Annotated in this window: 11 protein-coding genes; 2 read left to right on the forward strand and 9 right to left on the reverse strand. The window is 66.9% G+C overall.

Annotated elements, in window-relative coordinates:
• Window positions 1–24 precede the first annotated feature (24 nt).
• From Q7V45_RS10690 to zapE, 7 genes are all read right to left on the reverse strand, one after another.
• A complete protein-coding gene (locus Q7V45_RS10690; protein ID WP_304851349.1) occupies window positions 25–2,937 on the reverse strand; it encodes a 2-oxoglutarate dehydrogenase E1 component in 2,913 nt (970 codons plus the stop codon).
• A gap of 65 nt (window positions 2,938–3,002) precedes the next feature.
• Window positions 3,003–3,878: a succinate--CoA ligase subunit alpha gene (gene sucD / locus Q7V45_RS10695; protein ID WP_304851352.1), complete on the reverse strand. Its 876-nt coding sequence runs from the start codon at window positions 3,876–3,878 to the stop codon at window positions 3,003–3,005.
• Window positions 3,878–5,074 (reverse strand): ADP-forming succinate--CoA ligase subunit beta, encoded by a 1,197-nt coding sequence (gene sucC, locus Q7V45_RS10700; protein ID WP_304851355.1) that lies wholly within the window; start codon window positions 5,072–5,074, stop codon window positions 3,878–3,880. Before sucC ends, sucD begins: the two co-directional genes overlap by 1 nt.
• A 162-nt stretch (window positions 5,075–5,236) precedes the next feature.
• The gene (gene mdh, locus Q7V45_RS10705) at window positions 5,237–6,199 is read right to left on the reverse strand and encodes a malate dehydrogenase (RefSeq protein WP_304851358.1); all 963 of its coding nucleotides are present in this window, start codon (window positions 6,197–6,199) and stop codon (window positions 5,237–5,239) included.
• Window positions 6,200–6,269: 70 nt separating this feature from the next.
• Window positions 6,270–7,130 (reverse strand): alpha/beta fold hydrolase, encoded by an 861-nt coding sequence (locus tag Q7V45_RS10710; RefSeq protein ID WP_304851361.1) that lies wholly within the window; start codon window positions 7,128–7,130, stop codon window positions 6,270–6,272.
• A 7-nt stretch (window positions 7,131–7,137) separates the two neighbouring features.
• The gene (locus tag Q7V45_RS10715; protein WP_304851364.1) at window positions 7,138–8,028 is read right to left on the reverse strand and encodes a dienelactone hydrolase family protein; all 891 of its coding nucleotides are present in this window, start codon (window positions 8,026–8,028) and stop codon (window positions 7,138–7,140) included.
• A gap of 73 nt (window positions 8,029–8,101) precedes the next feature.
• Window positions 8,102–9,262, reverse strand: coding sequence for a cell division protein ZapE (zapE, locus tag Q7V45_RS10720; RefSeq protein WP_304851367.1), 1,161 nt, complete (start codon window positions 9,260–9,262; stop codon window positions 8,102–8,104).
• A 51-nt stretch (window positions 9,263–9,313) separates the two neighbouring features.
• Here zapE and fmt point away from each other — a divergent pair, with 51 nt between their 5' ends.
• Together fmt and truA are read left to right on the forward strand one after the other, a co-directional pair.
• Window positions 9,314–10,288: a methionyl-tRNA formyltransferase gene (gene fmt / locus Q7V45_RS10725; RefSeq protein WP_304851370.1), complete on the forward strand. Its 975-nt coding sequence runs from the start codon at window positions 9,314–9,316 to the stop codon at window positions 10,286–10,288.
• Window positions 10,289–10,292: 4 nt separating this feature from the next.
• Window positions 10,293–11,081, forward strand: coding sequence for a tRNA pseudouridine(38-40) synthase TruA (gene truA, locus Q7V45_RS10730; protein ID WP_304851373.1), 789 nt, complete (start codon window positions 10,293–10,295; stop codon window positions 11,079–11,081).
• Here the strand turns inward: truA and Q7V45_RS10735 are convergent.
• Both Q7V45_RS10735 and dapE read right to left on the reverse strand, forming a co-directional pair.
• On the reverse strand, window positions 11,031–11,615 hold the full coding sequence (locus Q7V45_RS10735) for a hypothetical protein (RefSeq protein ID WP_304851375.1): 585 nt from the start codon (window positions 11,613–11,615) through the stop codon (window positions 11,031–11,033). The genes truA and Q7V45_RS10735 overlap by 51 nt on opposite strands.
• Before the next feature lie 4 nt (window positions 11,616–11,619).
• Window positions 11,620–12,807, reverse strand: a complete 1,188-nt coding sequence (gene dapE / locus Q7V45_RS10740) for a succinyl-diaminopimelate desuccinylase (RefSeq protein ID WP_304851378.1) — start codon at window positions 12,805–12,807, stop codon at window positions 11,620–11,622.
• Window positions 12,808–12,871 lie beyond the last annotated feature (64 nt).

The raw sequence follows: 12,871 nt of genomic DNA on the forward strand, positions 1-12,871 counted from the left end.
ACAATTCCTCTTCTCTACCCGCGCTCAACCGACAGTGAGAGCGCGGTCGACCAGATCGGCCTGTTCCTTGAGATGCGTGCGCGCCGATCCGGTGGCGGGCGACGCGGCTTCGGCGCGGCCGACATAGAGCGGCCGCTTGGCCTTGCCCTCGATGCTCGCCAGCGCGCGCTCGATGCGACGATCGACGAAGTGCCAGGCGCCCATGTTCTCGGGCTCCTCCTGGCACCATACGACCTCGGCATTGGGATACTGCGCGAGCCGTATCCCGAGCCGCGTGAACGGAAACGGGTAGAGCTGCTCGATGCGCAGGATGGCGATGTCGTCGATCTTGCGCTTGCGACGCTCGGCGACGAGATCGAAGTACACCTTGCCCGAGCACAGCACGACGCGGCGCACATTGGTGCCGTCGACCAGCTGGTCGGTCTCGGCGAGGATGCGGCGGAACGAGCTGCCCGGCCCGAAATCGGCCAGGGTCGATACGCAATCCTTGTGACGCAGCAGCGACTTCGGCGTCATCACCACCAGGGGCTTGCGGAACGTGCGACGCATCTGCCGGCGCAGCGCATGGAAGTAGTTGGCCGGGGTCGTCGGATTGATGACCTGCCAGTTGTCCTCGGCGGAGAGCTGCAGGTAGCGCTCGAGGCGTGCGGAGCTGTGCTCCGGGCCCTGGCCCTCGTAGCCGTGCGGCAGCAGCATCACCAGGCCCGACATGCGCAGCCACTTGCTCTCGGCCGAGCAGATGAACTGGTCGATGATGACCTGCGCGCCGTTGGCGAAGTCGCCGAACTGCGCTTCCCACAGGACCAGCGCGTTGGGCTCGGCCAGCGAGTAGCCGTATTCGAAGCCCAGCACGCCCGCCTCGTTCAGCGGGCTGTCGATCACCTCGAAGCGGGCCTGACCGTCCGCCACATGGTTGAGCGGGATGTACTTGGCCTCGGTCGCCTGGTCGACCAGCACGGAATGGCGCTGGGAGAAGGTGCCGCGGCCGGAATCCTGGCCGCTGAGGCGCACCGGCGTGCCTTCCGCCAGGAGCGTACCGAAGGCCAGCGCCTCGCCGGTCGCCCAGTCGATGCTCTCGCCGGTATCGATGGTCTTGCGCTTCTCCTGGAGCTGGCGCGTGATCTTGCGGTTGAGTTCGAAGTTCTTCGGCGGCTCGGAGATCGCGTGACCGACCGCCTTCAGCCTGTCGAGTTCGACGGCGGTGACGCCCTTGCGATCCTCCTCGCCCGGCGCGACCGTGATGCCCGCCCACTTGCCTTCGAGCCAGTCGGCCTTGTTGGGCTTGTAGTTGCCCGCCGCCTCGAGCGCCTTGTCGAGCTTTTCGCGCAGCGCGTTATCCATGGCGGCGACTTCCTCCGCCGTCACCACGCCCTCGGCTTCGAGCTTCGCCGCGTAGACTTCCTTCACCGAACGATGCGCGCCGATCTCCTTGTACATCAGCGGCTGGGTGAACATCGGCTCGTCACCCTCGTTGTGACCGTGCCGGCGGTAGCAGAACATGTCGATGACGATGTCGCGCTTGAAGTGCTGGCGGAACTCGGTCGCGATGCGCGCGACGTGGACAACCGCCTCGGGATCGTCGCCGTTCACGTGGAGGATCGGCGCCTGCACGATCTTCGCGACTTCCGTGCAGTAGGGGCCGGAGCGCGATTCCGTCGGCAGGGTCGTGAAGCCGATCTGGTTGTTCACGATGAAATGGATGGTGCCGCCGATGCGGTAGCCCGCGAGGTCGGACAGGTCGAGGCTCTCGGCCACCAGGCCCTGGCCCGCGAAGGCGGCGTCGCCGTGCATCAGGATGCACATGACCTGGCTGCGGTCGGTGTCGCCGCGCTGGTCTTCCTTGGCGCGCGCCTTGCCGAGGATGACCGGGTTCACCGCCTCGAGATGCGAGGGGTTGGGCGACAGCGAAAGATGGATCACGTTGCCGTCGAACTCGCGATCGGCCGAAGCACCCAGATGGTACTTCACGTCACCCGAGCCGCGCATCTCCTCGGGCTGCGAGGAGCGGCCCTGGAACTCGGAGAACAGCGCGGTGTAGCTCTTGTGCATCACATGCACGAGCGTGTTGAGGCGGCCGCGATGCGGCATGCCGAGCATCACTTCCTTCACGCCGAGCTGACCGCCGCGCTTCAGGATCTGCTCGATGCCGGGAATCAGCGATTCGCCGCCGTCGAGACCGAAACGCTTGGTGCCGACGAACTTCACATGCAGGTAGCGCTCCAGCCCCTCGGCCTCGCCGACCCGCTCGAGGATCATCTTGCGGCCGGTGACCGTGAACTCGGTGTGGTTCTCGATGTGCTCGATGCGCTCCTGGATCCACGCCTTCTGGTCGGGATCGGAGATGTGCATGAACTCGACGCCGATCTTGCCGCAGTAGGTCTTGCGCAGGCGTTCCATGATCTGGCGCAGCGAGGCGGACTCGCCCAGCGCCAGCGACCCGAAGATCAGGATCGGACGGTCCCAGTCGGCCTCGGTGAAGCCGTAGGTCGCCGGATCGAGCTCGCGATGCGGCGCCTGGCGCACGAGGCCGAGCGGATCGAGGTCGGCCTCGAGATGGCCGCGGATGCGATAGGCGCGGATCAGCATCAGCGCCCGCGCCGTGTCCTGGGCGGCGGCGCGGATCTCTTCCTGGGTCTTGCCGGCGATCGCCGGCGCAGCCGGCGCCGGCCCGGCAGTCGCCTGGCCGCCCTTGACGTTGCGGTTGGCCGCAGCCGGGACGGCATCGGGATCGACGGCGCCGATCACCCGGGCGCCGTTGGGTGCCCAGGAGGCGCCGCGCACCTCCGCCGGCACGTCGCCCTTCTGCTCGGCGAGGGCACCGAAGAAGGTCTGCCATTCCGCGTCGACCGAATTGGGGTCGGCCAGGAAGCGCGCATAGAGTTCCTCGATGAATGGCGCGTTTGCACCGAACAGGAACGACGTCTGTTCTGCTCTCATGGCCCGATTCTCCCTGGCCTGTCTTTGCTGGCCGCCCGGCAGAGGCTGGGCGGCAAATCCGCTCGTCAGCCCTTCATGGCCTTAAGCATTTCCTCGCCCAAAGCGGCAGGCGACTCCGCAACCCTGATGCCGGCCGCCCGCATGGCGTCGACCTTGAACGCCGCGGTGTCGTTGCCGCCCGAGATCACCGCGCCGGCATGCCCCATGCGGCGGCCCGGAGGAGCGGTGCGACCGGCGATGAACCCGACGACCGGCTTCTTCGTTCCCGAGGCCTTGAGGAATTCCGCGCCCTTGACCTCGGCGTCGCCGCCGATCTCGCCGATCATCACGATGCCCTCGGTCTCGGGATCGCGGATGAACATGTCGAGGCACTCGACGAAGTTGGTGCCGTTCACCGGATCGCCGCCGATGCCGATGCAGGTGGTCTGGCCGAGGCCGGCCGCCGTGGTCTGCGCCACCGCCTCGTAGGTCAGGGTCCCCGAGCGGGAGACGATGCCGATCCTGCCGCGCTTGTGGATGTGGCCCGGCATGATGCCGATCTTGCACTCGCCCGGGGTGATGACGCCGGGGCAATTGGGTCCGATCAGCCGCGACTTCGATGCGGTGAGCGCCCGCTTCACCTTGACCATGTCGATCACCGGGATGCCCTCGGTGATGCAGACGCTCAGCGGGATCTCGGCGTCGATCGCCTCGAGGATCGAGTCGGCCGCGAACGGCGGCGGCACGTAGATCACCGAGGCGTTGCAGCCGGTCTTCTCGACCGCCTCGGCGACGGTGTCGAACACCGGCAGGTCGAGATGCTTGGTGCCGCCTTTGCCCGGCGTCACGCCGCCCACCATCTTGGTGCCGTAGGCGATCGCCTGCTCGGAGTGGAAGGTGCCCTGCGAGCCGGTGATGCCCTGGCAGATGACCTTGGTGTTCTTGTCGACCAGGACGGCCATCAGTTGTTCTCCTTGACGGCCTTGACGATCTTCTCGGCGGCGTCCGCGAGGTTCTCCGCCGAGGTGATCTTGAGGCCCGATTCCTTGAGGATCTTCTTGCCGAGGTCGACGTTCGTGCCTTCCAGCCGGACGACCAGCGGCACGTGCAGGTTGACCTCGCGCGCAGCCGCCACGACGCCTTCCGCGATCACGTCGCAGCGCATGATGCCGCCGAAGATGTTGACCAGGATGCCCTCGACGTTGGGATCCTTGAGGATGATCTTGAACGCCGCCGTCACCCGCTCCTTGGTGGCGCCGCCGCCGACGTCGAGGAAATTCGCGGGCTCCGATCCGTAGAGCTTGATGATGTCCATGGTGGCCATCGCGAGGCCCGCGCCGTTCACCATGCAGCCGATCTGGCCGTCGAGCTTCACGTAGTTCAGCGCGTACTTGGCGGCCTCGGTCTCGGCCGGGTCCTCCTCGTCGATATCGCGCAGTTCCTCGATGTCCTTGTGCCGGTAGAGCGCGTTGTCGTCGAAGTTCATCTTGGCATCGAGGGCCACGATGTCGCCGGCGCCGGTCACGACCAGAGGGTTGATCTCGATCAGCGTGGCATCGAGATCGACATAGGCGCGGTAGAGGTTGCCGAGCATCGTCGTGAAGGCGCCGACCTGCTTGCCGGTGAGGCCGAGCGCAAACGCGATCTTGCGGCCCTGGTAGGGCTGGTAACCGGCGGCAGGATCGATCGCCTGCGTCACGATCTTCTCCGGCGTCTCGTGCGCCACGGTCTCGATGTCCATGCCGCCCTCGGTCGAGGCGACGACGGCGATGCGGCCGACCGCGCGGTCCACCAGCATCGAGAGATACAGCTCGCGTTTGATGTCGCAGCCGTCCTCGACGTAGAGCCGTTTCACGGTGCGGCCCGTCTCGCCCGTCTGCTTGGTCACGAGATCCTGGCCCAGCATCGCCGCCGCGTGCGCGCCGACATCGTCGGCGGACTTGGCGATACGGACCCCGCCCTTGCCGCCGGGATCATTCTTGAAATGACCCTTGCCGCGTCCACCGGCATGGATCTGCGCCTTCACCACCGTGACGGGGCCACCCAGCTTGCGGGCGACGTCCATCGCCTCGTCTTTGGTGTAAGCGACGCCACCCTTCAAAATCGGGATGGCGAATTTGGCCAGGAGGGCCTTGGCCTGATACTCGTGGATATTCATGGGGTCCTATCGTTCGGGACGGCGTGCGAGAAACGCGGCCCCTCAGTTTTCAAACGCAACTGACCAAGGGATGCGGCACTTTATGAGCGCCGCAGGCCCTTGGCAACGATGGATCGATGAACGTTTGCGGTCGCTCGACTAAAGTCGAAAGACCCTACATTTTCAACGGCCAACGATCTTGTTGGTGGCGTCGATCAGTGACTGCACGGCGGCGACCGACTTGTCGAACATCGCCTTTTCCTCGGCGTTGAATTCGACCTCGACGATGCGCTCGACACCCTTGGCGCCGATCACGACCGGCACGCCGATGTAGAGGCCCTTCACGCCGTACTCGCCATTCAGCCTGGCGGCGCAGGGAATGACGCGCTTCTTGTCCCTGAGGTAGGACTCGGCCATGGCGATGGCCGACGCGGCCGGGGCGTAGAAGGCCGAGCCGGTCTTGAGGTGGGCCACGATCTCGGCGCCGCCGTCGCGGGTGCGCTGGACGATCTGCTCGAGACGTTCCTTGGTGGTCCAGCCCATGTCGACCAGATCGTGCAGCGAAATACCGCCGACCGTCGAGTAGCGCAGGAGCGGCACCATCGTGTCGCCATGGCCACCCAGCACGAAGGCCGTGACGTCCTCGACCGAGACGTTGAATTCCTCGGCGAGGAACAGGCGGAAGCGGGCGCTGTCGAGAACGCCGGCCATGCCGACGACCTTCTCGGGGGCGAAGCCGGTGACTTCCTGCATCAGGCCCACCATCGCGTCGAGCGGGTTGGTGATGACGATGACGAAGGCGTTCGGCGCGTGCTGCTTGATGCCCTTGCCGACCGAGTCGATGACCTTGGCGTTGATCCCGACCAGGTCGTCGCGGGTCATGCCGGGCTTGCGCGGCACGCCGGCGGTGACGATGACGACGTCCGCGCCCTCGATGTCCTTGTAGTCCGAGGAGCCGCTGTACCGGGCGTCGAAACCCTCGACCGGGCTCAGTTGGGCGATGTCGAGCGCCTTGCCCTTGGCAGTGCCTTCGGCGGCGGGAATGTCGAACAGGACGATGTCGCCCAGTTCCTTCTGGCCGGCGAGCAGCGCGAGCGTGCCGCCAATCTGTCCGGCGCCGATCAGCGCGATCTTCTTGCGAGCCATGCGAAAAACTCCCGTTCTTAAAGGCGCCGCGTGGTAGCGCGATTCGCCCTGGGCAGCAAGACAGACGGGTTCAGACCGGGTGTTTCGCCAGGTGCGCCAGCAGGAGATCGGTGGCCTTGGCCGGTGCCTGGTCCATCACGAAGTGGCCGACACCGGGCAGCACTTGCATCGCGAAGGAAGGCTTCACGAAGTCCGCCGTGCCGTAGGCCGCGTCGGGCCCCACCGTCGCATCGGCATCGCCCCAGATATAGAGCGTCGGCACGGTGATGGCCCCGATATCCGCCGCCAGCCCCTTGTTGGACCGATACCAGGCGAGAGCGGCTTCGAGGGCCTCGGGATGGCCCAGCACCGACAGGTGATCCTCCAGCGCCTGCGAGGGCACGCCCTGGCCGAACAGCCCGTCGCGCAGGCGCTTGGCATCGTCGGCCAGCAGCAGCTTGCCGGTCTCCGGTTCGAGGAAGGCGCGATGGTGGCGCGAGCGATGCTTCTGGTCGCCGTCTTCCTTCAGCAGCGCCTGACGGAACGACTGCGGATGCGGCCGCGACAGGATCGTGAGCGACGCCAGGCGATCGGGATGGGCGCCGGCGACACCCCACGAAACCTGCCCACCCCAATCGTGACCCACGAGATGGAAGCGCTTGCCGTCGTAGCCGGCCGCCGCCGCGATCTCGATCGCATCGCCGATCAGGCGGTCGAACGCATAGTTCGACAGATCGGCCGGATCGGGCCGCGCACCCGGCGAATAGCCGCGCTGGTCGGGCGCGACAGCGCGATAGCCGTGCGCCGCCAACTGCGGAAGGGCGGCCCGCCAGCTGTGCCGCGATTCGGGAAACCCGTGCAGCATCAGCACCAGCGGTCCGCCGACCGGGCCGTCGACATCCGTGGTGAATGCGAGGCCCGACCGGGTCTTGAGGTTTATCGTCTCAGCCATACGCCCATCAGACACCGTTGGCTTTGAACCAGGCAAGCGCCTTCTTCCACGCATCCTCCGCCTGCTCCTTGCGGTAGGACGGGCGGTAGTCGGCGTTGAAGGCGTGCGGCGTGTCCGGATAGGTGTCGATCTGCGACTTCTGGGCGGCCGGGCTGCCGGCCTTCAGGGCCGCGCGCATGCGGTCGACGGTGTCGTTCGGAATGCCGGTGTCGGCGCCGCCATAGAGGCCGAGCACCGGCGCCTTGAGATCCTTGGCGATGTCGACCGGATGCTTGGGCGTCGTCGGTGTCGAATCGCCGACGACCCGGCCATACCAGGCGACGCCCGCCTTGAGCGCCGCGCTGTGGGCGGCATAGAGCCAGACGATGCGGCCGCCCCAGCAGAAGCCGGTGATGCCGAGCTTGGCGGTGTCGGCCTTGCCCTCGCCCTTGGCGAAGGCGGCGGTCGCGTCGAGATCGTTCATGACCTGCTCGTCCGGCACCTTCGAGACGATCTCGCGCAGCAGCGCCTGCACGTCGCTGATGGCCTTGGGATCGCCCTGGCGGAAGTAGAGTTCCGGCGCGATGGCGTAGTAGCCGGCCTTGGCGAAGCGGCGGCAGAGATCGGCGATATGCGCGTGCACGCCGAAGATCTCCTGCACGACCAGGATCGTGGCGAAGCCCTGGCCCGAGGCCGGCATGGCGCGATAGGCGTCCATGTCCTTGCCGTCCCTGGTCTTGACCTTGACGACGCCCGCCGTGAGACCGTCCGCCGGCGTGGTGATCATCGTCTGCGCCTGGAGGGGCTGCACCGACAAAGCGAAGGTGGTGCCGAGCGCCGCGCCGGTCGCCGTCGCCTTCAAGGCGTTGCGGCGCGACAGGCCACCTTCGTTCAGGGAAATCATGCGATCGCCGTCCATGTCCTGCCTCCCGAAAAATCTCTGAAAAACGCCGCAGAGCCTATGCTGCGGGCGAACGGGCCCACAATCACAATTAGGCGATGTGATCGAGGTTCAGATACTCCGGGCTCTGCATTTCCATCAGCCGCGAGACGGTGCGCTGGAATTCGAAGGAGCCGTCGCCCTCCGGGTAGAGACCGCCCGGATTTGCCGCCGCCGAACAGATGAACTTCACCTTCCTCTCGTAGAAGGTATCGATCATCGTCACGAAGCGAACCGCCTTGTCGCGGCTGTCCGGTCCCATCCTGGGAATCTCGGCCACGATGACGGTGTGGAAATTGTCGGCGATGCAGAGGAAGTCGGCCGCGCCCATCGGCCGCGCGCACCAGTCCATGAAATGCGCCATGGCGACACCGGGGGCAGCACGCGGCACCTCGACGTTGCGGCCCTGCGTGCGCAGCACGCGCGCCTCGCCGTCGGCGCCATTGCTGAGCGCACGGAACGCCTCATCGAGCTTCTTCGTCGCCCAGGCACCGAGCGGCGTCAGGTAGAGATCGAGCTCGCGCAGCCGGCCCATCCGGTAGTCCTGCGAGCCGCCCAGCTCCAGAACTTCGAGACGCTGCTTCACCAGCTCGATGAACGGCAGGAAGCGGTCGCGCTGCAGGCCGTTCCTGTAGAGATCGTCGGGCGCGCGGTTGGAGGTGGCGATCACCGTGATCCCCTCCTCGAACAGCGTCTCGAACAGGCGGCCGAGGATCATCGCATCGGCGATGTTGGTCACCTGGAATTCGTCGAAGCAGAGCAGGCGAGCCTCGGCAGCGATCTCCCGGGCGATCGGCACGATGGTGTCGGATTCCGGCGGGGCGCCCTTCGCTGCGAGCTCCTCGCGCCGACGATGCAGGCGGGCCTGCACCTCGAGCATGAATTCGTGGAAGTGGACGCGGCGCTTCTTCGTCACCGGCGCATCGGCAAAGAACAGGTCCATCAGCATGGACTTGCCGCGACCGACCGAGCCCCAGATGTAGAGGCCGTGCGGCCCCTCCGGCGGTTTGGGCGCGTGACCGAGGCCGAGGCGCGCCAGGAATCCCGTCTTGGCCGGCGGGGCGCTGGCCATCGTCGCGAGCTGCTCATGGATCGCCTGCAATCGCAGAACGACTTTTTCCTGCACGGGATCGGCGTGGATCTCGCCGGCGGCGCGGCGCGCAGCGAGGTTGGCGAGCGGGCCCTTGCCGGTCGAGGGGGTACTGGCTTCCATTGCGGCGGCATACCTAGCTCACCGCCGCGCGGCTGCCTATAAGGTGCGGCGATGAAGATTGCGTTCCTCGGCACCTCAGCCTTCGCCGTGCCAGCGCTCGCCGCGCTGGCCGAAGCCGGCCACGACGTCGCGTGCGTCTACACGAGGGCCCCCAAGCCCGCGGGCCGGGGCCAGCAGGAGCGCAAGACACCCGTCCATCAGCTCGCCGACGAACTCGGTCTGCCGGTCCGCACGCCGCGCACCCTGAAAAGCGACGAGGAGGCCCAGGCCTTCAAGGCGCTCGATCTCGATGCCGCGGTGGTGGTCTCCTATGGACACATCCTGCCCAGGAGCTTCCTCGACGCCCCGGTCCTCGGCTGCATCAACATCCATGGCTCCCTGCTGCCGCGCTGGCGCGGCGCCGCCCCCATCCATCGCGCCATCCTCGCGGGCGATGCCGAGACCGGCGTCACCATCATGCGCATGGACGAGGGCCTCGACACCGGCCCGATGCTGCTGGCGGAAAGCACGCCGATCTCCGCCGCCGATACCGCCGAGAGCGTGCACGACCGCCTGGCCGATCTCGGCGCGCGGCTGATCGTGTCGACCCTCGACGGCCTGCTAAGGCGGAGCATCGAGCCGGTGGACCAGCCGGCCGAGGGCGTCACCTACGCCCACAAGCTCGGCAAGGGGGAAGGCGTGCTCGACTGGCGCCGGCCGGCCGCCGAGCTGGAGCGCAAGGTGCGCGCCTTCCACCCGTGGCCCGGCACGTCGTTCGAGGCCCCCAAGGACAATGGCAAGGAAGCGGGTATCGAACGCATCAAGGTCCTGGCGGCGGCGCTCACGCTGGCGGGCGGCCCCCCGGGCAGCGTGACCATCGCGCGCGACGGCTTTCCGGTCGTGACCTGCGGTATCGGCGGGCTGAAGCTGCTCAAGCTGCAGCGGCCCGGCAAGTCGGCGCAGTCGGCGGACGCCTTCCTGCGCGGCTTCGCGCTGGAGGCGGGCACCGTGCTGGCGTCCCCCGCCGTGACGTCCCTGCCGACCTGACATCGTGCCGCGCTACAAACTCTCGGTCGAATATGACGGCGAGCCGTTCGTCGGATGGCAGCGCCAGCCGAATGGCCCTTCGGTCCAGGTCGCGCTCGAAGAGGCCGTGTTCGCCTTCTCCGGCGAGCGCCCGCCCGTCCAGGCTGCCGGCCGCACCGACACCGGGGTGCATGCGCGCGGCCAGGTCGTGCATCTCGACCTTACCCGCGAGTGGCCGGTCGAGACCATTCGCTCGGCGATCAACTTCCACCTGAAGCCTCAACCGGTCTCCGTCCTGGTCGCCGAACTCGCCCCTCCCGGTTTCCATGCACGCTTCTCCGCGACATGGCGGCGCTACCGCTACCGCATCATCAATCGACGCGCCCCGCCCGCGCTCGATCGCGGCCAGCTCTGGCACGTGCCGGGTTCGCTCGACGTCGACCTGATGGCAGATGCCGCGACGGTGCTGGTGGGAAGACACGACTTCAACAGTTTCCGCTCGACCTCCTGCCAGTCGCCATCGGCGCTGAAGACACTCGACCTGCTGAAGGTCTCCCGCCTCGGCGAGGAGATCCACGTCGATGTCGGCTCGCGCTCCTTCCTGCACAACCAGGTGCGCATCATCGTGGGCACGCTGCATCTCGTCGGACGCTGCCAGTGGACCCGCGGCGATGTCGAAGCAGCACTCGCGGCCCGCGATCGTGCCCGCGCCGGGCCGACCGCGCCGCCGCACGGGCTCTGCCTGATGGAAGTGCGCTACGAGCTAGGCCCCGACCGCGACGGCGACTCCGAGGAAGCGATCGACGATCAGTGAGATGAAGATTGACGGCACCCAGTTGACGATCAACAGGAGGGCAGCGACCGGCCAGGTGGCGCCGAGCACCATCCGGGTCGTCACCAGGAACCAGTAGAAGAAGAGCGCCTGCAGCCCGATGCGCATGAGCTCGCCCGGCACCGGCGGCAGCAGCGAGGCCAGCACCACGCCGATCACTGCCGCGATCATCGCCGGCAGGTTGACCCAGTTCAGGGCCGAGATGTAACGCGGAAAGCGGTTCAGCCAGTTCCGCCGCCGCGCGATCTCGTAGAACAGGACGGGAAACAGCGTCCATTCGACGGCGTAGCGCAGCGTCTCCACCAGCACGATCTCGAGGTCGTCGGCCGTCGAAGTCACGAAGGCATACCGCAACAGCATCAGGGCGGCGTGCAGCGGTGCGACCAGAATCATCACCTGGAACGACCGCACGCAGGCTTCGCGCGTATTGTCGAAGTAGGACGGTGCGACCGGATCGCGCTTCAGAAGCCCGATCGCACCCTGTATCCCCCGGGCGATTTCGCCAGCGCTGAGCACGCCCTCAGACCGCGAAGTAACGGTCGAGAACCGTTTCGTAGACGCGGGCCAGCATCTTGAGGTCGGCAACCGCGCTCTTCTCGTCGACCTTGTGCATGCTCTCTCCGACCAGCCCGAATTCGAGGACCGGGCAGTAGTTGCGGATGAAGCGCGCGTCCGACGTCCCGCCGGTCGTCGACAGTTCCGTCTCCACTCCGGCTATGTCGCGGACCGCCCCGGCGACGAGGTCGCTCAGCGGTCCCGGCGGCGTATAGAAGGACTCGCCGGAAACCTGGACGCTGTATTCGACGGTGCCATTGCCGCCCAGCGCTTCGTTGGCGCGCTCGATGCGCTCCTTGAGGTGAGCCAGCAGCGTCTTCGAGGTCCAGAGGTCGTTGAACCGGGTGTTGAAGCGCGCCTTGGCGGTGCCCGGCGCGATATTGGTCGCCGGGTTGCCGACATCGACGGTCGTGAACTGCAGCGAGGTCGGCTGAAAATGCGTGCTGCCCTTGTCGATCGGCTCGCGCACCAGCGCCTCGATGATCGCCGACAGGCGATGGACGGCATTGTCGAGCCGCTCGGGATAGGCCACGTGCCCCTGGACGCCGCGCACGACCAGGTCGACGGTCATGCTGCCGCGGCGACCGATCTTCATCATGTCGCCGAAGCGCTTCGAGCTGGTGGGCTCGCCGACGATGCAGGCATCGATCGTCTCGCCGCGCTCGGCCAGCCGTTGCAACATCTTCACGGTGCCGTTGATCGCCGGGCCTTCCTCGTCGCCGGTGATCAGCAGGCTGATCGAGCCGCCGAAATCCCGGCCACGCCGGGCGAGAAAGCGCGCTGCGGCATCGGTGAAGGCCGCGATCGCGCCCTTCATGTCGGCGGCCCCACGGCCGAACAGATAGCCGCCGGACAGTTCGGCTGCGAACGGCCCGATCGTCCAGGAAGAGAGATCGCCGACCGGGACCACGTCGGAATGGCCGGCAAAGCAGAAGTGCTTCCCGCCGCTGCCGATGCGGGCATAGAGGTTGGCCACGTCGTCGGTGCCGGCTTGGGTAAAATCCATGCGCTCGCACGCGAAGCCGAGGGGCGCCAGCGTCTGTTCCAGCAGCTGCAAGGCACCTGCTTCGCGCGGCGTCACACTTTCGCAGCGAACGAGCGTGCGCGTCAGTTCGATGACATCGGTAACGTTGGGACTGAGCGTATCGGGCATGGGCCGGACACTACAGGCCCGCTCCTCCCCTGAGAAGGGCGGCCCCCGGAAGCGCGGCAAAGAA

The organism is Reyranella sp., assembly GCF_030651995.1.
GTDB lineage: Bacteria > Pseudomonadota > Alphaproteobacteria > Reyranellales > Reyranellaceae > Reyranella.

Excerpts from the sequence above, each read along its gene's own strand:
- sucD (WP_304851352.1), bottom strand. The coding sequence starts at position 3,878 with ATGGCCGTCCTGGTCGACAAGAACACCAAGGTCATCTGCCAGGGCATC.
- Q7V45_RS10690 (WP_304851349.1), bottom strand. The coding sequence starts at position 2,937 with ATGAGAGCAGAACAGACGTCGTTCCTGTTCGGTGCAAACGCGCCATTC.
- mdh (WP_304851358.1), bottom strand. The coding sequence starts at position 6,199 with ATGGCTCGCAAGAAGATCGCGCTGATCGGCGCCGGACAGATTGGCGGC.
- dapE (WP_304851378.1), bottom strand. The coding sequence starts at position 12,807 with ATGCCCGATACGCTCAGTCCCAACGTTACCGATGTCATCGAACTGACG.
- zapE (WP_304851367.1), bottom strand. The coding sequence starts at position 9,262 with ATGGAAGCCAGTACCCCCTCGACCGGCAAGGGCCCGCTCGCCAACCTC.
- Q7V45_RS10710 (WP_304851361.1), bottom strand. The coding sequence starts at position 7,130 with ATGGCTGAGACGATAAACCTCAAGACCCGGTCGGGCCTCGCATTCACC.
- Q7V45_RS10715 (WP_304851364.1), bottom strand. The coding sequence starts at position 8,028 with ATGGACGGCGATCGCATGATTTCCCTGAACGAAGGTGGCCTGTCGCGC.
- fmt (WP_304851370.1), top strand. The coding sequence starts at position 9,314 with ATGAAGATTGCGTTCCTCGGCACCTCAGCCTTCGCCGTGCCAGCGCTC.
- sucC (WP_304851355.1), bottom strand. The coding sequence starts at position 5,074 with ATGAATATCCACGAGTATCAGGCCAAGGCCCTCCTGGCCAAATTCGCC.